The organism is Psychrobacter glaciei (genome assembly GCF_014652895.1).
Classification (GTDB): domain Bacteria; phylum Pseudomonadota; class Gammaproteobacteria; order Pseudomonadales; family Moraxellaceae; genus Psychrobacter; species Psychrobacter glaciei.
In genome coordinates this window covers 730,371-752,689 of record NZ_BMZR01000001.1, presented here as the reverse complement: position 1 = coordinate 752,689, position 22,319 = coordinate 730,371, and the positions used below count along the sequence as shown (strand labels likewise).

At 43.7% G+C, this 22,319-nt stretch carries 15 protein-coding genes; 7 read left to right on the top strand and 8 right to left on the bottom strand.

Annotated features, from left to right (window positions below):
- Positions 1-7: 7 nt before the first annotated feature.
- From IE130_RS03135 to rsmG, 5 genes are all read right to left on the bottom strand, one after another.
- Positions 8-439, bottom strand: a complete 432-nt coding sequence (locus IE130_RS03135; protein WP_010198193.1) for an ExbD/TolR family protein — start codon at positions 437-439, stop codon at positions 8-10.
- 86 nt (positions 440-525) lie between these two features.
- Positions 526-1,260, bottom strand: a complete 735-nt coding sequence (locus IE130_RS03130) for a MotA/TolQ/ExbB proton channel family protein (protein WP_010198190.1) — start codon at positions 1,258-1,260, stop codon at positions 526-528.
- A gap of 78 nt (positions 1,261-1,338) precedes the next feature.
- Entirely contained in the window at positions 1,339-2,484 is a 1,146-nt protein-coding gene (locus IE130_RS03125) for a ParB/RepB/Spo0J family partition protein (protein WP_189581531.1), read from the bottom strand.
- Between the two features lie 263 nt (positions 2,485-2,747).
- Entirely contained in the window at positions 2,748-3,521 is a 774-nt protein-coding gene (locus IE130_RS03120) for a ParA family protein (protein WP_189581528.1), read from the bottom strand.
- 261 nt (positions 3,522-3,782) lie between these two features.
- Positions 3,783-4,499, bottom strand: a complete 717-nt coding sequence (rsmG, locus tag IE130_RS03115) for a 16S rRNA (guanine(527)-N(7))-methyltransferase RsmG (RefSeq protein WP_189581525.1) — start codon at positions 4,497-4,499, stop codon at positions 3,783-3,785.
- 448 nt (positions 4,500-4,947) lie between these two features.
- Between rsmG and IE130_RS03110 the strand changes: the two genes are divergently transcribed.
- The 3 genes from IE130_RS03110 to IE130_RS03100 all read left to right on the top strand — a co-directional run bounded on the left by IE130_RS03110 (position 4,948) and on the right by IE130_RS03100 (position 9,794).
- Complete coding sequence (locus IE130_RS03110; protein WP_373299593.1) at positions 4,948-7,716, top strand: AAA family ATPase; 2,769 nt, start codon at positions 4,948-4,950, stop codon at positions 7,714-7,716.
- A gap of 210 nt (positions 7,717-7,926) precedes the next feature.
- Positions 7,927-9,066, top strand: a complete 1,140-nt coding sequence (locus tag IE130_RS03105) for a helix-turn-helix transcriptional regulator (RefSeq protein ID WP_201574405.1) — start codon at positions 7,927-7,929, stop codon at positions 9,064-9,066.
- An 80-nt stretch (positions 9,067-9,146) separates the two neighbouring features.
- The gene (locus IE130_RS03100; protein WP_010198180.1) at positions 9,147-9,794 is read left to right on the top strand and encodes a TerD family protein; all 648 of its coding nucleotides are present in this window, start codon (positions 9,147-9,149) and stop codon (positions 9,792-9,794) included.
- Between the two features lie 119 nt (positions 9,795-9,913).
- Here the strand turns inward: IE130_RS03100 and IE130_RS03095 are convergent, their stop codons facing one another.
- The gene (locus tag IE130_RS03095) at positions 9,914-10,897 is read right to left on the bottom strand and encodes an ion transporter (protein ID WP_189581520.1); all 984 of its coding nucleotides are present in this window, start codon (positions 10,895-10,897) and stop codon (positions 9,914-9,916) included.
- An 809-nt stretch (positions 10,898-11,706) separates the two neighbouring features.
- Between IE130_RS03095 and IE130_RS03090 the strand changes: the two genes are divergently transcribed.
- On the top strand, positions 11,707-12,336 hold the full coding sequence (locus IE130_RS03090) for an OmpW/AlkL family protein (protein WP_010198177.1): 630 nt from the start codon (positions 11,707-11,709) through the stop codon (positions 12,334-12,336).
- A 195-nt stretch (positions 12,337-12,531) separates the two neighbouring features.
- Here IE130_RS03090 and IE130_RS03085 read toward each other — a convergent pair whose 3' ends face one another.
- Together IE130_RS03085 and aceE are read right to left on the bottom strand one after the other, a co-directional pair.
- Complete coding sequence (locus tag IE130_RS03085; RefSeq protein WP_189581517.1) at positions 12,532-14,271, bottom strand: 2-oxo acid dehydrogenase subunit E2; 1,740 nt, start codon at positions 14,269-14,271, stop codon at positions 12,532-12,534.
- Between the two features lie 25 nt (positions 14,272-14,296).
- On the bottom strand, positions 14,297-17,110 hold the full coding sequence (gene aceE / locus IE130_RS03080; RefSeq protein WP_189581514.1) for a pyruvate dehydrogenase (acetyl-transferring), homodimeric type: 2,814 nt from the start codon (positions 17,108-17,110) through the stop codon (positions 14,297-14,299).
- A gap of 691 nt (positions 17,111-17,801) precedes the next feature.
- Here aceE and IE130_RS03075 point away from each other — a divergent pair.
- From IE130_RS03075 to IE130_RS03065, 3 genes are all read left to right on the top strand, one after another.
- A complete protein-coding gene (locus tag IE130_RS03075; RefSeq protein WP_189581511.1) occupies positions 17,802-19,457 on the top strand; it encodes a hypothetical protein in 1,656 nt (551 codons plus the stop codon).
- A gap of 263 nt (positions 19,458-19,720) precedes the next feature.
- Positions 19,721-20,188, top strand: coding sequence for a hypothetical protein (locus tag IE130_RS03070; RefSeq protein ID WP_189581509.1), 468 nt, complete (start codon positions 19,721-19,723; stop codon positions 20,186-20,188).
- A 41-nt stretch (positions 20,189-20,229) separates the two neighbouring features.
- Positions 20,230-22,317, top strand: coding sequence for a beta strand repeat-containing protein (locus tag IE130_RS03065; RefSeq protein WP_189581506.1), 2,088 nt, complete (start codon positions 20,230-20,232; stop codon positions 22,315-22,317).
- Positions 22,318-22,319: the final 2 nt, after the last annotated feature.

Below are 22,319 nucleotides of genomic sequence, written 5' to 3'. Positions count from 1 at the left end.
CAAAATATTATTGTGGTAAAGGCTGACCAAGTGGTACAACAGTACTAATATTTAAGTTCAAAAACCCTAGTTTGCCAGCGATATCCATGACTCTTACCACCGATTGATGGGTGGCGTTGGCATCTGCTGCAATAACGAATAGCATATCACGATTACTGCCCGCTTCTTGCTGTAGCATACTGGTCAACTCAGCCTCATTACTACTGGCAAGCGTAATGCCATTGACTAAATAACTGCCATCTTCTTGCACGGCGACTTCGATGCTGTTTTTCTGTTCGGTCAGTGCCACGCCTTCCGCTTCAGGCAGAATGATATTTAAACGACTAAAATGATTAAACGACGTTGCCAGCAGCAAGAATACAATCAAAAATAATAGACAATCGATCATTGGCGTTAAATTGATTTCAAGCGGCTCGACGGTTGGTTTTCTAAAGCGCATATCACCCTCTTTAAATGCTTAATACTCAGTTTTTCAATGAATGACTATTCATATCATGATGCGTAGTACTAATGAAATTATTCATACTACGACGTCATTGCAATACCATTATCTGAGCTTAAAACACTGGTTGAATGTTCATTACCTACAGTCTCATCCGATGATGCACGATGTGCTGAGGTCTTTGAACTAGGGTTGTAAGTATTTTCAAACAGTTGATAGTCATACAGCTCTTGAATCATTAGTCCTGCTTGGGTCTCAAACTGGGCATTGATATCAATGATACGGCGCTGAAAATAGCGATAGGCAACCAATGCTGGGATAGCCACAATCATACCAGCAGCAGTCGTAATCAAGGCTTGTGACACACCAGCAGCAAGCATCGTTGGATCTTGCATCGCGCCATCAGTAATCGCTAAGAACGACGAGATAATCCCCAATACCGTTCCTAATAGTCCGAGCAACGGTGCAATCGCACCTATAGTACCGAGCATATTGATGTTTTTTTCTAATTGATGCACTTGCACACTTGCACGGTTTTGCATATGCATCGTCATTGACTCTAATCCATACTGACGATAAAGCAGCCCTGTCGCTAAAATATCACCAAGAGCGGTTTTTTCTTTGACATTCATCAACTGGGTACGCCCGATATCGCCATTTTCACGTAAACGGGTAATCAGCTGTTCGCGTAATCTACTCGGGGCAACTTTATTAAATTGCAAGGTATGGCTACGCTCAATAATGATAACCAACGCCAATATTGAACACACCACAATCGGTGTCATCAGCCATCCACCCGCCTTTACCAACTCCCACATACTGACTCTCTTTTATATTTTTAAAAAATATGTTTTATAAAGATGGTTTGAACCGTTGTTATAACCTGACGGAAACTATCAAACCTGTGCTTCTATATGTTTAATCAAAGCGGCTAGCTGGTCTTGGCTGTGGAAGAATATCTCGACACTGCCCTGCCCGTCTTTTTTATGCTTAAGCTTAACTTCAGCACCAAGCATATCGGTCAGTCTTTGCGTTAGACGTTCAGCGTCACGAGACTGTGATTTTTCCGTACGGTTGGTTTTGGGGGCGGGCTGCAAAATTGACTTGACCAGCTTTTCAGCTTCTCGCACCGTCATGCCGCCATCAATGATTTTTTGCGCAATGATAGGCTGTTGCTCAGAGGACAATGCCAAAAGCGTACGCGCATGCCCCATATCTAGGGTGCTGTTTGCTAAATGGTCTTTTACTGTATCATGTAACTGGTTCAAACGTAGTAGGTTCGATACGGTCGTACGCGCCTTGCCAACAACTTCAGCAATCATCGCATGACTCATACCAAACTCTGTATGAAAACGCTGTAATGCGGCGGCTTGGTCAATCACTGACAGGTCTTCACGCTGAATATTTTCAATCAATGCCAGTGCAATAGCCAGCTCATCTGACAATGCACGCTCAATCGCCGGTATCACGGCTTTACCTGCCATTTTCGCCGCACGCCAGCGGCGCTCACCAGCGATGATTTCATGGGTAACGAATGCTTCGCTTTTGTCTTCGTTAGCCAGTAATGGACGAATAACGATGGGCTGCATCACACCATGCTGTTCAATAGAGGACGCCAATTCCATCAGCGCAGTTTCACTCATGTCACGGCGCGGCTGGTATTTACCCGCTTGTAGACGCGTGACATCAATTTGTACCAAGCTAATTTGGTCTTCTGTTCCATTATTGTCTGTGCCAGCAGTACGGGATTTATTGGCAGACGTTTTACTAGCCATTCGCGCTGACCGCGTTGTACGATTACGGTTAGTCGTGCCAGATCCTGTGGCATTTGCCATCGGTTTTTCATTGGCTTTTGTGCCTACAGTTTTGGCGGGCACACTGGTGTTGAGCATATCAGTATTTGATGTTTCAGCTGGCAAAGTGTTGTCACGCGCAGCCATATCGTCTTGCAAGGCAGAGGCGGTAATTTGCTTTTCTTTTTTGATTGACCCTAACAAGGCATCCAAGCCTCGATTAGCAGCCAACCCTCTTTTCTTCGCCATGATTACCTATCCTCTAACGCTAAAATAAAAGCCAAATAATTGTGAATGCGGCTTACTCATTACTATAGCCTACCCACTATAAAATCACTACGTCGTCAACCTCGCTGACCATACTCATGTATCGCTAGCACTTGGTTTGCTTGTATTGATATTATTTTAGATTGACTATAATAAATACGATGTTTAATACTATTTTTCTGTTTGGTCATTTTCCATTGTGACCAGTTTTTGCGCTTAGACACAAAAAACTAGCGGCTTTTTGATCACTGTTTCATCACTTCAGCAGCCAGTTTTTGATAAGCGCGTGCCCCTTTTGACCAGCGCTCGTAAGCGATAACTGGCAAGCCGTGCGCTGGCGCTTCTGCCAAACGGATATTTCTTGGAATGTGCGTTTTGTACATGATATCGCCAAAGTGCGCTTCTAATTCAGCAGAGACATCGCGAGCCAGTGTGTTACGTGAATCGAATAAGGTTCTGACGACGCCGCGAATATAGAGCTTTGGATTCAATTCTGTTAGACGTTCAATCGTTTGTGACAAGTCCGCTAGGCCTTCTAGTGCGTAATACTCACACTGCATAGGAATAATCACCCCGTCAGTAGCGACCAAGGCATTAATCGTTAGCAAGTTCAAACTAGGGGCACAGTCTATAATGACATAGTCGTATGGGGGTTTATTCGTAGCGACTTGATCATTGACCAACGCTGCCATCGCCGTCTTAAAGAGCTCATGACTGTTGGTTTTACTCATCAAGGTGATATCCATACCAGCCAAATCACGATTGGCACCGATCACATCAAACCCTGCTGGACTGGCAACAATGGTATCAGACAACGAGACGCCATCCAGCAACACATCAGCGATGGTCAGCTCTAATGCGTTTTTGTCCACACCAGTACCACTGGTCGCATTGCCTTGTGGGTCTAAGTCAATCAGCAGTACGTGCTTGCGCTTAGCAGCCAAGCTGGCGGTCAAATTTACCGCCGTCGTGGTTTTACCCACGCCGCCTTTTTGATTCGCAATTGCTATGATTTCCATACACTCACTCAATTTAATTAGGGTCTTTACTTACTGTATTTTACCGACTGTCTGTACTGTGTATCTGTGACCGCCAACTACTGATTGCCTGTTATTAATAGTCATTTTAGCAATCGCAATCTTTGGCGTTAAGCTTCTTATCACTATAATACAAATGATACTTACAATATAAATAACTCGCTTTGCATCCAGATTTTTTAGATATTATGCTATTTAAATACCAAGGTAAACGATGTTTCACGACTACAAGGTGCTCATAGCTTAGACATTTTTAGCAGACATTTCAATTAAATGCCGACTGTCATGCAGACGTGGCACTTTAAGCTTAATCGTCTTAATATGCCAGTCGTTATCTAGCGCTTGTAGCTCTTCATCACTTGGCGCTTTACCTTTCATCGCACACAGATAGCCGTTATCCGCCAGTCTTGGCTGCGCGACTTCGACAAAATCTATGAGGCTGGCAAATGCTCTAGAAGTAACCACGTCATAGCTGGCCTCATGCGCTTCAATACGAGAGGCAATAGGCTGCATATTGCTCAAGCCAAGTTCGCTACTGATTTGCTTAATAAAGCGAATCTTTTTTTGGTTGCTATCAAGCGCCGTACACTGCCGCTCAGGCTGACAAATCGCAATAATAACGGCGGGCAAGCCAGCCCCTGTGCCGATATCCAGCAGCGAGCCTGACGGTAAATGCGTTATAATAGACAAACAATCAATCACATGCTTGATCAGGGCTTCTTCTGGATCGGTGATGGCGGTCAGATTATACGCTTTATTCCACAATAAAAGCTGGTCTAAGTACAATAATAACGTGCGCTGCTGCGTCTCACTTAAGGGTAGACTTAGCTCGTTTATCGCTTGTGCCAATATATTGGCCAACGCTGGCAATTGCGCACCAAGCTTAACAAAGCCCGTAGGATCAATAGGAATATTTCCCGTACGAGCAGACGATGACGTGGTTTTAGCGGAAGCTGACATACAACGAGTTATCCAGTTTTGACATGTGAACCGACTATTTTATCATGCAGCCTGCCTATTGAATAGTTGCAGATTGCGCCAATGTGAGACATCTTATACTATCTGCGCTGCTATTGAGGCGTTATTCTGCTTTGATGGCATTAAACTGACCATCCATCTGCTGCTCTTTTATTCATTATTTTCAGTGACGCATCCAATTATGATACAAAACTGCGTTTAATGACTTATTTAAAACACCGCTATATCTTGTAAGATGTCTTTAATTAATAATAAAAAATTAAGCATAAAGACAAAATTAAGCATAAAGACATTGTGTAAAAAATAACCACTCTACCCTCTAAAAACAACCCACTTTTTTAAGACGACACACCATACGCCTATGACCGAACAAAAACATGCCCCCACGTCTAAAATATCAAATGACGCTAATAAAAAAGACACGACTAATATGGTAACACCTATTGCTGAATTGACTGACGCGCCGAAAGACGGCAAGCAAGCAACACTGGATACGCCGCACCCACTCTTTACTGAGGTTAAGCAGCGCTGCCTTGTCAGCGCTGAGCAACTAAAGCGGTATAGCGAACCAAATGAGCTGCCGACAGACACACGCACGGCACCAGATTTGGACGTTGGCTTTGGTCAGCAGCGCGCGCTAAAAGCCTTGCAGACGGCTTTAGATATTAAAGCCAGTGGCTATCATGTGTTTGCGGCTGGTGAAAATGGTTTGGGCAAGCGTACCATCATTAGTCGTTTGCTGACGCGTATTGCCGCAGATGCACCCACACCGGATGACTGGGTCTATGTGCATAATTTTACCGATCCACGCACCCCACTAGCCTTGCACATGCCTGCTGGTCAAGCCTCACTGTTGCAACAGCAAGTCAATCACTTATGGCAGCAAGCAAAAAAACGACTGAGCCAACGCTTCCGTAGCGACCAGTATCAAAGCAAAATCGAGGCCATCAAAAATGACACGCATCAAAAAGAAAGTCAGGCCTATGAGGTGCTCAATGCGGAAGGCAAGCAATATGACTTGGCGTTGACGTTTCGCTCCTTTGATAACAAAGCGGTGTTTGTCCATCCAAGCAAATTGGCAACAGAAACCGATCAAACCACGACTCAAAGTAATAATACTGATAATAAAGATGACAAAACCTCTATTAACAGTCAAAACACATCAGTAATAGGAGAAAGTAAGAAAGCCACCACTTCTAGCAACGATGCTGCTGACGATAACGAATATGGCAATAGTGAATACGAAGCTGAGCTAAGTAACTTTGTGCAAAAGAACCATATGCAAAAACGCCTAAGTCAGCTGACTATCGCCTTAGAGCAGTTAGAGGACGAAGCCAATGACGCTATAGAAGCACTGCATCGCAATATTGCACGTCGTGCCCTACAGCCTCTATTTACCCCTATTTATGAGCAGTTTTCCAGTCATCCGCTAATCGTTGATTATCTCAAAGCCGTATTTGCCGACATGGTTACGCATGTCGAGCGCATCGTCAATGGCGATGATGAAGAGTTTGTGACCGCAGTTCTGGCGACGACTCCAAGCCGCTATGCGGTCAATGTCATTGTCAGTCACACGCCAGACAGCGGCGCCCCTGTTGTCTTTGAAGATTTGCCGACGCATCTGAACTTATTGGGTCATGTTGAGCAAATCACCCAATTAGGCACGGTGACCACCGATGTCAGTATGATTCGAGCCGGTGCGTTACATCGTGCCAATGGTGGTTATCTACTGTTAGAAGCCAGTCATTTACTTGAGCATCCTTATGCATGGCAGGGTCTTAAGCGCGCACTACAATCGCGCAAAATCAAACTCTCGAGCCTTGAGCAAATGCTGACCTTAACAGGCAGTTTATCGCTAGCACCTGCGCCCATTGACCTTGATATTAAGGTGATTTTGCTTGGCGAAGCAGATTTGTATTATGAGCTATTAGAGCTTGAGCCTGAGTTTGATGCGGTGTTTAAAGTACGCGCTGATTTCCATGATGATGTGGTTCGCAGCAGTGAGCACGAATTGGCACTGGTCGCAAAAATGGCTGACATCATTGATTATGCCAACCTCTACCCATTTGATCGTAGTGCACAAGCCGCCCTACTAGAGCATTTAAGCTTACAAGCAGAGGACCAAGATCGATTAAGTTTGCACAGTGATTTATTGATTAAGCTGTTGCACGAGTCTAACCGTCATGCGCGTTTAGGCGGACAGGAAGTGGTCAGTGCAAAGCATGTGGTTCAAGCCATTGAAGATATGGACGAGCGCTCAGGATACCTGCGTGACCTCTATTGGGATGAGCTCAAAAACGGTCAGCAGCTTATCCAAACCACAGGCAGTGCCGTTGGACAAGTAAACGCCCTCACCGTGGTCAGCTATGCCGATAGTGAGTTTGGCATGCCAGCCCGCCTGACTGCGGTCATTCAACCGAATATCGGTACGGGTGAGATTCTCGATATCGAGCGCGACGTAGACTTGGGTGGTAGCTTGCACGCTAAGGGCATGCTGATTATGACCAGCTATTTGCGCGCATTATTTAGCCAACATCATGCGCTCAACTTCAGTGCTTCGCTCGCTTTTGAGCAAAGCTATGCACATATCGATGGCGATAGTGCCACCGTCAGCGAAGGCTGTGCGCTATTATCCGCTTTAGCAAACGTGCCGATTGATCAATCATTCGCCATTACCGGCTCTATGAACCAGCTGGGCGAAGTGCAAGCGGTCGGTGGTATCAACTCCAAAATCGCCGGATTCTTTGATGCGTGCCGCGAGCAAGAGCTAACTGGTCAGCAAGGTGTAGTTATTCCGATGGCCAATGTTAAGCAGCTCATGCTACGCGACGATATCATTGCTGCTGTCAAAGCAGGCGAATTTCATATTTATGGCGTCCATACCCTAAGTGAAGCATTGACGTTAATGACTGGTCTACCTATCGATACCATGAACAAAAAAGGTCGCTATCGTAAAGAGACATTGTTTGGCAAAGTCTTAAGCCGTTTGATGCTGTGGGATGAGAACCAAGATAACAACGACGATGATATTGATGACAAAAAGTCCAAAAAGAAAGATAAAAAAAAGCAGAAAGCAAAACGTCAAAAAAAACAAGACAAGAGAAAAAAAGAGAAACGTAAAGACAAGAAAGAGGACAATGAAATCGCGATGAATGACGATCAAGGTGTTAACCAAAGCATCAATCAAGGCATCGATTAAGAGGTCAATAATAATGATACTAAAATGTCCATCAATACCGTACAAGCTGATTGATAGAAAAATTTAGCCGTTTAAAACCACTTAATGACTCAATAGGCTAAATGATGAGACGCCCTAGACGCTACGATACTTTTCTGCGATGATAAACGGCTATTGACTCGTTAAAGATATCTAAAAACCGATTCGTGACTTCATAAAGGTTATCGCTTAATGACTGTACATTCTACTGACGCCGGCCTTCTCCAAGATCAAACAGACTCTATTGAGACTGCAAATACCGTAGCGGCTACGGACAATAATGTTTCAGAAAATAGCAGTGATAATCGCCACGGGGCAGCGACAACTGCACGCCAATGGCAAGTGCTATCACAGCTACAGCGCAATCGTTGGGTGGGCACAACCCACATCTACGAGCAGCTGATGATGGCGGGCTTTGACATCAGCCTACGCACTGTTCAGCGCGACTTAAATGCGCTCGCCAAACGCTTTCCCATTGAAAAAAACAATGCCAATCCGCAAGGCTGGCGTTGGTGCGATGATGCCCCATTACAAAGCTTACCGCATATGAATTTATCGCAAGCGGTTGCCTTTAATATGGTTGAAGCCAACCTGACTCAGCTATTACCCCCTGTTATTTTAGATGAATTATTTCCGTGGTTTGACCTAGCACGGCGGCAGCTAAAAAACAGCAAAGTCACCCACTCATGGATAGACAGAGTGCGTATCGAGCCTGCCACTCAGCCACTAATCGCGCCACATATTGATTTGGATAGCAAAGACAATATTTACCATGCGCTATTTTATCAATTACAAATCAAAGCCTGTTATACCCGTAGCAATAAATCGCAAGCCGGTGAATACATCCTAAATCCCATTGCTATCATTCAACGCGGCGTTATCATTTACTTATTGGCAACTCGCACGGATGATCCAGAGACTGTCATTCGCACCTTTGCCTTGCATCGATTTGCCAGCGTCGAGATCCTTGAGAGTTCGGCGAAAACGCCCGACGAATTCCAACTCGATACCTATCTGGATGCTGGTGGCATGGGCTTTAGCCATCCATTATTTCGTGAGCTAGCCGATCATGGCAAAAATACGCCTATTGAGCTACAATTCACCAAACAAGCAGGCAAGAGCCTCACTGAAAGCAAGCTTAGTGATGATCAAACGGTTACGTTAAATGACGGTGACACGCTGACCATTCAAGCAACAGTGAATTTGACCTCGCAGCTGGTCTGGTGGTTACGCGGTTTTGGCAGTGGTCTCTTAAATGCCAAGCCTGAGCTGCTGTATCAAGCCGTCTTGGATAAAGCCGTCTTGGATGAAACACTGGATAATCAATCGTGATGATTGAGTATCATGTTCAATTCAAACAATATGCAATTAAAATAAAGTCACTTAAAACATCAAAAGTAACAAGGAATACTATGTCGACCACTTCCCCGTCACCATTACTATCGGACAGCTTAAAAGGATTAGGGTTGGATGCGGGAACGTTATTTTTTGCGCTCAATTACGAGTTTACCAAGACTGAACCCAAAGGTATGCTAAAGCGTTTTAAAAAAAATGAAGGCGCGATTGATATTGATTTAGCTTGTGTGCTATATGACGAGCATTGCACTATTAGCGACATTGTCTGGTTCAAGAAGCTGCGTGATAAAGCTGAATCAGTAAAACATCAAGGTGACAGTCTCAATGGAAAAGATCGCGGCGATCAAGCCATGTATTTGGCACCGCTTGACCAAGAACAAATCAGACTCTATTTGGATAAGATTCCAGCACATATCACCCATATTGCTATGATTGCCAACTCTTACCATGGTCATCCGTTTTCGAGAGTCAAAAAAGGCGAAATTCATCTGAGCGATGACGAGGGCAATCATTGCTTTGAAGTCAATCTAAAACAATTGCCCCGTGATTGCACCACACTTTGGGTAGCGCATTTACGCCGAGAAGTAGATGATTGGCATCTCACGCTGCAAAATTTACCGCTCCCAGCCGAAGATTTGGCCATTGCAGCGCAGCAAGTCGCTCATGAATTGGCACGCGCACTCCCTATTCCGCAAGGGATTTAATGTCAGCAACTTAGCCATCTATCCCTACAAAAAAAAGGGTGCGACGTATTAATAACGTCGCACCCTTTTTTATTTAACCGCAGTGTGTCTAAACTTTAAGCAATCGCTGCGAGCATTACTTACAATGCCTCACCGCAATGTGGACAGAAATTCTTTTGTCTGGTCTCTACCTCTCTTTCTCGACGCTCCAGCTCTTGCTCTCGCAATACCTGTAGTACGATATTTTGTGCCTGTTCCTTATCTAGCCCAAGCTCACGGCGTATTTTTTCTACCATCATCTGATTCTGTACCAAATCAAAATCGCTATCGACCAGCTGTTCACGAAAGTGCTGCTCTAGTTCTTCACGGCGTTGGTTTAGCTCGTTTGCCAAACCCGTGGCGAGAATACCTGCAGGCAAGGCTGCTAGACCCACACCCAGTATCGTAATGATTGCACCCAATATTTTACCAGCGTTGGTAATGGGTATCACATCACCATAACCCACTGTCGTCAGTGTCACCACAGCCCACCACATCGCTTTGGGTATAGATTCAAACTCTTCTGGCTGTGCATGGTTCTCCACCAGATAAATACCACTAGAAGCGGTCACAATCATGATAATTAGAATGAAGATAACGGCTTGAAATGAGCCTTTTTCTTTACTGATTACCACCAATAAAATACGCATCGACGCAAAATAGCGCGTCAATTTAAGAATACGGAAAAGCCGCAAAATACGTAAGAAGCGTAAATCAATCGTGACAAAGAAGTTCAAGAATGCAGGCACAATGGCGACCAAATCAATCAATGCAGAAGGGCTTTTTAACCACTGCCAACGCTGACGCCAAGTCGTATTATCCGGCTTCGCTTCGGCAACGCTCCATAAGCGTAGCAAGTATTCGATAGAGAACACCACAATAGAGAAGTTTTCAAACCACGTAAAATAATTTTGGTAAGGGTAATACCACCGATCGACAGACTCCGCAATCACAGCTGCTACGTTAGTCATGATTAGAAATATCAGAAAATAATCGACATAGCGGCTAAAGAGCGTGTCATGCTCATCATTTTGCAAAATATTATAAACGAAAATACGCAAACGCCGTATATGTTGGAATTGCATGCGGTCCCTATACGGTGTAACACCGATCTTGTGATAATGAAGTAAAAATATTAAAGCCTGACTATCGCGCTCAACAACAGTACAAAGAGCACTCTATGTCAGTAACCAATCTTTTACTTATCCTGATTTTCAAGCATTTATTACCGTATGTTGGACAGAAGCTCTTAGAAAGAAGGTTTTATTAACAGCCTTCTGAGCCAGTAATGGTGAAAACAGCCTACTTATTAATACGAGAGGTTTCACTATGAATCACGATTATGCAAATTTTATATAATAAATGTAGACTGCAGCAAGTAGCAAAAGCCCTGTTATAAGAAAGGTGTACTGTAAAAATCGCTCGTCGGCGCGTAATTGTCGACTGAGATTTTGAGCAGGTAGTAGAAACAAACCACATTCTGGGCAATAAGTATCCACTTGATTTAACAGGATCATTGAACGTGCTTTCTGACAACGCAATGGCGAATTACTACAGTAACCCAGCATAATATCCCTTTACCTTGTTATTTATTATTCGTTATTCATTTGGCGCGGTTTATGTCCTGAACATAAACCTGACTACTAACTTACAACAATGAGAACTGTTTAACAAATATGTTTTTACGGACATTAAGTTTCTGTTCTAAATTGTCATTCCCTTAAAAATAGTAAGGTTTTTCAATTAAAACCTTACTAACAAAATGGTTTTAGTGTTAAAATAGCGTAACAATGTTACAGAGCAATCAACAAAGCCAACATTGTATATCAGTATTTAATGTCATCCCTCATTAAGTGCTTATCGATAATCTATTTTTGCACCAAGGAACCAAACGATGAAACTACAATCCCTAGTTTTAGTGGCTGCCGCATTTACCATGACGACTGCTTTTGCCGTACCTGCGGGTACATGGTCTGTGGCTGCTGGCGCTCATATGGTCAACCCTAAAAGTGATAACGGCACACTTGCAGATGGTACACTTTCCGTAGAAGTTGATGATGATATTCGTCCGACTATCAGCGGTGAGTACTTTTTTGCTGACAACGTCGGTGTCGAACTGCTAGCGGCGATTCCGTTCCATCACGACATCACTCTAACCGATGCCGATGGCAATAAAATTGATGCAAAAACTCAGCATCTCCCACCTACGCTATCTCTACAGTATCACTTCGATGGCTATGACCTGCCAATGAACGTCAAGCCATTTGTTGGTGTGGGGATCAATTATACAACTTTCTTTAAAGAAAGAATCTATCTTGGAAATGGTAACGACTTAGAGCTTGATGATAGCGTCGGCGTAGCCGGTCATGTCGGTCTTGACATACCTTTTGCCCCGACTGAAGCCTTCCGTATCGATGCACGCTATATGGATATCAAGACAGATGCTAGCCTAAATGGTAATGACATTGGCGAAGTCGATATCAGCCCTTGGGTATACGGCGTAGCATTCGTTAAACAGTTCTAAGATAGCAAAAATAGTATGTATACAAAAAGCCAGCGATTATGCTGGCTTTTTTGTGCCTATTTATTACGATCATTACTGTCTACCCTAACTACTGAGCATTTATTTATAAAAGCAGATAACGACCTATAAAAACAAATCATGACACATAAAAAAAGACCACCCATAGGCAGTCTCTTTCTTAATTGCTGATCAATTCTAGATCAGGATACGGCGCGGATCAGCCAGTAACGTGGCGATATAGCGGGTAAACACTGCGGCATCTGCCCCATTGATCACACGGTGATCATAAGACAGTGACAACGGCAACATCAAACGCGGCTCAAAGCTTTGGGTTTTAGCATCCCAACGTGGCTGCATGCTTGCCTCAGACACACCCAAGATACCCACTTGTGGCCAGTTGACCAATGGAGTAAAGGCAGTGCCTCCTAAATTACCTTGGCTTGATATGGTAAAGCTTGCACCTTGCAAATCTTTGGTCGTGAGTTTTTTATCACGTGCTTTGACTGCTAGCTCGCCAATCTCAATGGCGATTTGCTTCAGACCTTTATCTTGTACATTTTTGATGACAGGGACGATAAGTCCATCATCAGTCGCCACGGCAATACCCATATTAACGCTCTTACGCAAGATAACTTGAGTATTATCATCGCTTAAGTGACTGTTAAAACGTGGGTGCTGGGTCAAGGCGTAGGCCGTTGCTTTAACCACAAAGGCCAAAATAGTGAAACCAATACCTTCAGACTTCATGCCACCTTTTAGCTCACCGCGCAGTTTTTCCGTCTCGGTAATATCCGACAGATCAAACTGTGTGACTTGTGGCAGTAAGGTATTATAGTTAAGCTGCGGTATAGAGACTTTCTGCAGACGGCTAAGGTCTTGTGTGTCTGTCTCGCCCCAAATCTCAGTATTGCTCATATCTGGCAGTTTTGGCAGTCCTGAACTGATAGTACCACTACTTGCAGGTGCTGCTTTCTGTGTGGTCAAACTTTCTTTGACGTGAGCAAACAAGTCTTCTTTTAAGATACGTTCATTGACTGCAGAACCCGTCACTTGGCTAATATCAACACCCAGCTGCCGTGCCAGCTTACGCACTGCGGGACCAGCATAAACATCAACTAACTTCTCATTTACCTGAGTTTCGGTCAACTTGCTATCTGTTTTGCTAGCAGCTGTATCAGTCTTGGCAGCTTGCTTCGGCTCACCAGTGGTTTTTGGCTGAGCAGCGCTATCGTCTTTATCAGCACTGTCTTTGCTAACGTTATCTTTACTTACATTGTCGTCTGACTTAGCTAATGCTGAGTCTTGTGAATCAGAAGTGTCTGCATCACTGACAATAATGATGAAATCCTGACCATTGGCAACCATATCACCGGCTTCGACCAGTATTTTCTCAACCTTACCAGCGACTGGTGCAGGCACTTCAACCGACGCCTTATCAGATTCAATCAATAGGATTGATTGCTCAGCACTGACGATATCACCAACACTGACCATAATCTCAGAGACTTGCGCCTCATCGACACCTAGATCAGGTAATGCATGAGTGGTGGCTTTGCCAGCGTTAGACGCAGGCTTTGCACTAGACTCCGTTGCCGCAGGTTTGGCTTCAGCGGCAGATTCTGTCTCTGGTGCAACATTAGTATCTTTTTCGTCATCAGCTTTTTGATCGGCATCAGATGCGCTATCGCTACTCTCTTCTGCGCTGTCCGCTTCACTTTCAAGCTCAATCAGTACCATACCTTCACTGACTTGATCACCAATCGCAACGCTGATTTTGGTCACTTTACCAGCAGCAGAGCTAGGCACTTCGACCGAGGCTTTGTCAGATTCTAATAAAATGATGTTGTCGTCTTTTGCAATGACGTCGCCAACTTCTACCATAATTTCGCTAACTTCGGCGCTATCGACACCCAAATCGGGGGCTTTAATGTCCATGATTTATTTCCTTGTCTTATGGTTATTATTCTTTGACATCACCGTCATTAAGTAAAGTCGCGTCGGTCTTATCTTCAGCGCGGCCTTCATTACTGATTTCGTCATCGTCTTCAGCAACGAACTCAGGCACAGGGTTTGGATTGACGTTACCTGGTGCTGGCGCATCTGGAGAATGATCCGAATAAGACTGCTGTTGCCATGCAGGTGGCTGATCGACATCGATACCTAAGCTTGAAATCGCATCTTTTACCAGACGCATCTCAACTTCACCTTCATCTGCCAGACGCTTAAGCGTGGCAACGACGATGTGAGCAGCATCAACATTGAAGAAACTGCGTAGGTTTTCACGAGTATCAGAACGGCCATAGCCGTCAGTGCCTAGCGTCGTATAAGGACGATTGTCTGGTAACCAAGCACGAATCTGCTCTGAATAGTTACGCATATAGTCAGTTGCAGCAACTACGATACCTTCGTGCGGTGCCAATTGCTCAGTGACCCAAGGCACTTTTTCTTCATCCATTGGATGCAAGCGATTGTAATCATCACACTCCATGCCATCACGCGTCAACTCGTTAAAGCTGGTTACACTCCAGACATTAGAGGTAATATTAAACTCATCTTTTAGAATCTGTGCCGCTTTTTGTACTTCACGTAAAATCACGCCTGAACCCAATAGTTGTACTTGTGCTGAGCCATTGTCTTCAAGCAAATACATACCGCGCTTGATACCTTCCTCACTACCTTCTGGCATGGCAGGTTGCTCGTAGTTTTCATTCATTAGCGTTAGGTAGTAATAAACACGCTCGCCGTCACCATACATACGGCGCAGGCCATCATGCATCACAACTGCTAGCTCATAACCAAAGCAAGGATCATAGCTGACGCAGTTTGGTACTACGTTGAACAATATCTGCGAATGTCCATCTTGATGCTGCAAACCTTCGCCATTAAGCGTGGTACGACCAGCTGTTGCGCCTAACAAGAAACCTTGCGCTTGACAATCACCTGCCGCCCAAGCCAAATCGCCCACACGTTGGAAACCAAACATTGAGTAGTAGATATACATTGGAATCATCGGTAATGCGTTCACAGAGTAACTGGTCGCGAGCGCAATCCACGTACTCATTGCACCTGCTTCGTTGATACCCTCTTCTAACATGTGACCATCAATAGCTTCTTTATAACCCATTAATGCTTCGCTATCTTCTGGCGTATATTTTTGACCAACTGCAGAGTAAATACCCAGTTGACGGAACATACCTTCTAAACCAAAAGTACGCGCTTCATCTGGTACGATTGGTACCACACGATCTTGGATGTCTTTGTTTTTTAGCATAGCTGATAACAGGCGTACGAATACCATCGTCGTCGACTGCTCTTTGCCATTGCTGCCTTTTAATACACGGTCAAATATAGACAATTCAGGAATATTCAATGGAATATGTCCACTGCGGCGGTTTGGTAAATGACCACCCAATGCCTCACGACGACCTTTGAGATATTTCATCTCTGCCGACCCTTCTTCAGGACGGTAAAACGGTAGAGTCTCTAGCTGCTCATCGGTAAATGGCAAGTCAAAACGATCACGGAAATAGACCAGTGCGTCTTGATCAAGCTTTTTCACCTGATGCGATTTATTGACCGCTTGTGTTTGAGCAGATAAGCCGTAACCTTTGACGGTTTTGACCAAAATAACCGTTGGCTGACCTTTGGTTTTCATGGCTTCACTAAAGGCTGCATACACCTTCACTGGATCATGACCACCACGGTTCAAGCGTGCGATATCATCATCCGTCAAGGCATCTGCCATCTCTTCTAGCTCTGGGTATTTACCAAAGAATTCTTTACGAGTAAACTCAGCTGTACGGGCCTCGTATAACTGGTATTCACCATCGACCACTTCTTCCATACGATGCTTTAGCACACCCGTTTTGTCATTGGCCAGTAGACTGTCCCAGTTACCACCCCAAATAACTTTAATCACGCGCCAACCTGCGCCGCGGAATACAGACTCTAGCTCTTGAATGATTTTACCGTTACCACGGACTGGACCGTCAAGGCGCTGTAAGTTACAGTTGACTACCCATATCAGGTTATCCAGCTTCTCACGACCCGCGAGAGAAATCGCACCCAAACTCTCTGGCTCATCCGTTTCGCCGTCACCCAAGAACGTCCAAATCTTACGACCTTCTTTTTCTAGCAAGCCACGGTTTTCCATATAACGATGCACGTGAGCATGATAGATCGACATGATAGGACCTAAGCCCATCGAAACGGTTGGGAACTGCCAGTAGTCCGGCATTAGATAAGGATGCGGATAGCTTGATAAGCCTTTACCACCGACTTCACGGCGGAAATTATCGAGCTGATCCTCTGTCAAACGACCTTCTAGAAATGAGCGAGCATAGATACCTGGAGCAGAGTGACCTTGGTAGTAGATCATATCACCACCAAAGTGATCACTTGCCGCACGGAAAAAGTGATTAAAGCCAGTTTCATATAGTGTGGCACTAGACGCGAATGTCGCTAAGTGACCACCTAAGTCATCATCGTTCTTATTGGCTCGCATGACCATTGCTAAAGCGTTATAGCGAATCAAGGCACGAATTTTACGCTCCATACCCAAATCACCTGGGTACATTGGCTCATCTTCGACCGCAATACTATTAACATAGGCAGTATCTAGTCTATTAAATGGCAATCCCTCTTGTACCGCCATGTTGTATAAGGCTTTTAGCAAAAATTGCGCGCGATCCTTGTCCGCATGTTTGATGACAGACTCAAAGGCGTCCAGCCATTCTTGGGTTTCGGTGCTATCAGCATCCTTATAATAACTCATCTTTACTCATCCTTTTTTATCAGTCAGCCCTGTACTATGACAGGGTGTTGTTAAATCAACGTGTTATTTAATATAGTAATGTGCTAACGCTTTGCTGAATGACTTCCTTGTTACAGGTAGCAGGCGACAGGCCGCCGCTCCATCATGTGTTGCAGTCATATAAAGCTCAGGTGACAATATAACGCAACGACCCTTTAGCATCTTGAAGAAAAAGAAGCATAACAAAATCAAAACTCGTGCTATATATCTAATTATTAAACGATAATCACTCTATATTATAGGCGTTTATTGATGGGTTGTTTATGGCTGTAAAGAAATGGCGAAATGACAAGTATTTTTTAAATAAATAACGATTAGTTATTAAGTAAATATTTGATGGCTTTTTAAGAGAATATGCAGAATGTAACAATTTGAATGACAAGGAAAAATTCAAATAATTTGAGATAATCGCGATGTGTAAATATAAGATGTACAAAAAATAAGAAGTACAAAATATGAATAACTGTCCTACAAGTCAGAAATTTGGCATCTGGTCACAAAAAACCTGCCACCTATCCACTCTTTAAGACATTTTTTACAATTATTCTATAAAATAGTAAGTTACATGATTTATACATTCATCTGTTGAACTGGTAACAGATATGTTCGGTACGAATTCTAATCGTCAGTGTGAGTTTATAGGAATATTACTATGTACATCGATAAATACTTTGCAGGATCTAAGAGTATAGATTTGTTCCAGAAATATAAATTCATACTACTGACCTTAGTAGGGTTTATATCATCATTTTTAATCAGCTACTCATCCTATGCGATTGCACCAAACCCTGGCGCTGTGTGTTCTGCTGACTTCTCTCAAGGTAGCTTAACCAATGCTGATTATTCTAGCTTGGCTTCTGCAGTCAACACCAATAATTATGTGACGGTTGCAGGTAACGCAGCAGGTAGCATTCCTTTACAAATCAAGATAAGCACTACTGAATCCAGCTCTAATACCACATTAAGTAATTTTGGTGTCATTGAATCTGGAGGAGTTAGAGCGATTAATGTAAGAAGAACGTTCCCTAATACAACTGCTTTTACAGACATAAATCTTGATTTTCGCAATAGTATAACGGCGCAACCTATATTTTTAACTAATGTTGCACTTAGTGCATTTGACATTGATTATGCTAATAGTAATGGTAATACCTTTGACGATCTTATTCGAATTACAGGGGTTACTCAAACAGGCACTACGATTACTGGAACCTTGCAACCTATAGTTGGATCGAATATTATTTCTAACTTGAATCCACCAGGTTTGATAACTAGAACTATTGCTGATCCCAACTGTCCAGCTAAGGATTTAGGTACACAATGTCAAGGCTCTGTGCAATTCTCTGAACCTGTTACATCAGTGAGTATTCGCTATACAAATACGGGTTTTCTTCCAACTGCTACTAATCAAGAAATTGATTTCCGTGTAGACAATTACTGCTACGTTCCGCAGTATATCTTCTCTGGTACAGTATTTGATGATAACGGTGGTATTACGGCTGCGCAGGCCAGTGCGACCAATGCTGACATTACTACAGCTAGCAGTGCTTACGCCAATCGACCTAATTACTTCAACGGTAGGTATGATCCTACTGCACCTGAGACAGGGATTACAGGTAGTACAGTGCAATTAGCAAATTGTTCTAATACATCTACTACTTATCCAACACAATCAGTCATTAGAAATGGTGCTCCCGTGGGTGAATATCAAATTAGCATTCCTAAAACGACACTGGCTAATAATACAAATCTTTGTCTAGTAGAGAGTCGCACCGGCAATACTTATCCTATTCGCACTAGCAATGAGAGTAGAACCGTTGGGTTTGCAGCAACCACTTATAATTATCCGAACAACGATTTTGGTAGAGTCATTGCGGCAAACGCTGCATTGGTACTAAGAAAGGCTCAATACGTCAACAACTGCCCTGCAACGCTCAATTACTCTGATAGTACCCTAAATGTCTCAGGAAATACCGATCCTAGGACCGGTTTTAGTGAAGGCGGTATTAACGGCAATATCATACCTGGACAATGTATCGCTTATAGAATTACTGCTACCAATCGTGCAAATATTGACATTAACAACTTTGTGATGAAGGATGTTCTCCAAAAACAAGGTGTTGATGGCGCGACAGTTACATCCGTATTAGCTAACCCCGCACTTTCAACAACTGATTATACTACTAGCGAGAATCCAGCGATTGGAGGAAATGGTGAGGTGAAAACTAAATCTCTTACATTAACAGCTAGAGCTAAACGAGATTTTTACTTCAATACAAAATATGGCACTATTGCAAACAATCAATAATTTATCTTCTCTTAACACTTTCATCTCTCGTTAGTATCTCATAATAAAAGCCCTGTCTAGCCAGACGGGGCTTTTACCGTTTGTATACTTCAAAATGCCAGTTGTCGTTTTTGTGATGAATAATTGTATCAATTACGTGACAATAGAAAAAAGGAAGATAGATGCCTTCTAAAAATGAGAATCATATTAGATTGCAAGCTCCTCCATCACAACATACAACGTTTGCTATTCACTGATAGTCATGTTCTAAGAAAGGATTTTATATGAAACGTTTTAATCTCTTACACGGTATTTTATTGGCAACCGCTGCTTCTATTTCTTTATTGAATGTCGCACATGCTGATGATGCTCTAAAAATGGAACTGACTGCTAATCAAGTCATCAAGAATGCTGACGGTAAGACAGTATACTCCCCAGTGCGTACAGCGCCAGCAGGTACTGTCATCCAATACAAAGCAACTTATACCAATACCGTCAATAATGATATTAATGATCTGATGGTGACACTACCTATCCCTGCAAACATGACATTCACAGGTGAGGCAAACCCTGCCAGTGCACAAGCCAGCATCGATGGCAAGAATTACGCTGATATGCCTTTAATGCGTAAAATCGACGGCAAGATGATCAAGGTACCCTACTCTGAATACCGTACGCTACGCTGGAACATCAAGTTACTACCTGCGAAAAAGGCGGCGGCTGTTGCCCTTAATACTGTCGTTAATAAATAATCCTTCAACCTTATCAATTTAACTTTTTGGAGATCTACCGCATGAAACCAAATTCTTTTAAATATTCAGTACTAGCTGTTGGTGTTGTGGCGGCAATGGGTATCACTACTGCTAACGCTGCGACCCCTGCTAACGCTGCTACTTCAGGTGCTGCACCTATTAATAACCAAGCGACTGCCAGCTATAGCGTTGCTGGTATCGCTCAGCCAAACGTGGCGTCCAATACTGTAACTGTCAACGTTAGTGAAACGGCTAACTTTGCACTCATATCGACTGTTGATGATGGTAGCATTGGTAACGATACTGCTACCAATCAGACTGCTACGCCAGGTGGTACGACTAACTTTACTCATGCTTTAACCAACACGGGTAACGTGACGGATACTTATACCGTTAATACCACAGGTAATGACTCACCACTAGTAACGGCTTCTCCAGACTATGCTTTAGGTACTGCGCCTGTTACGTTTACTATTGTACAAGCAGATGGTACTGCTTTAACTCCTGCTCAAGTCACCGCTTTAAATGGTCAAGCACAGACAGGTAACATAACTAATGGTGGTACTATTAGACTACAGCCAGGTACTAGAGCTAATTTAAGCTATGCATCAGCTACGCCAGCCGCTCGTAATGGTAATGACAAAGGTGTGGGCACATTAACTGCGACGAGTACTTTCTTCACAAATAATGCTCCAGCTAGTGCGACATTGGTGAACGAAAACCAAACTATCGTTAGATTGCCTACCTTTAGAATCGCAAAAGCTGCGACTAGTACTGTCGATCTGACAGTGGCTAACCCGCAGATCAACTATAGTATCGTAGTGACTAACGCGACTACTGACTATAGTGCTGCTGCGACTGATATTGTTATCAGAGATGTTCTTCCTGCAGGTTTAAGTTTGCCTAACGGCGCAGCATCAGACGTGACCGTAACTGGTGGTCCTGGTACCGCTACGATTTCTACTATCAATGGTCGACGAGCTATTGATGTTGCCGTAGCAGACTTAGCCGTTGGCGCAAGTCGCACGATTACTTTCACGGTTAATGTTGATAAAACTCAGTATGCAGCTGCTAATAGTTCAGTAACTAACAACGTAGAAGTCTACGATAAGTTCGTCGGTCCAGTCGGTACGTTACCTGCTACTCCTGTAGTTGGTACTAACTATGACATTCTAGATAGTACAAATAACGCTATAGATGTTACTAGAGTTCCTCCTGCTGCTGATCAAGCAAATGGCGCTGGTGTAGATAGCGCTGGTGTGACTAACTTCACTAGACGAGCAGTTGTATTAGCTGCTCCATCGACTAGAGAGATTGCCCCTGCCTCAGGTACTGCTGGTCAAGCCACACAGACAACTACCATTACCAACAACGGTCAAGATACTGAAGGTACCAATACTAACCCATTGACTTTCACTATTGCTGATGGTGGCTTAAACGCAGCTGTCAGACCTGTTGTTGGTCCTATCAGTGTGACTTATACGCCGCCTGGTGGTGGAACACCTGTTACCACAACCATTCAACCTACTGTTGCTAATGGTAATACTTACACTCTCAACACAACTACATTACCCGGTGGTATTGCACCTGGTGGCGTACTAGCGATTAACTATAATGTGTCTTCAGGCAATGTCACTACTCCTGCAACTACTGATGATGCTGCTGCTGTCGGTAGCACTGAAACGACTATCGTAACTTTGACCCCTGCTGGTACTAATGCACCTGCTGCTACTTCAGTGACTGACACGACTAATGTCAGAGGCTTAACGTTAGTGAAGGCTCAAGCCTTAGATACGACTTGTTCAGGTACGGTTGCTGCAGGGGCGTTTGTTCAAACTGCTATTAATGCAACCCCTGATCAGTGTGTCATCTATCGTATCCAGGCAACTAACACGTCTTCAGCGGCATTAGGTTTCAACCTTAACGCTCTAACCATCTCGGATTTGTTATCTAACTTCTCAGCTGGTGCAGATTTAGTAGCTGGTTCACCTGCTACTTCTGCTACTGCCTCATCTACTGCAGGTACAGCTAGTACTAGTAGTACTGCGGTTCTTGGTAGCAACTATACCCTAGTTCCTCAGGGCGTTGGCACCTTGACCTTTAGAATTAAGATTAAAAACGCTCGTTAATT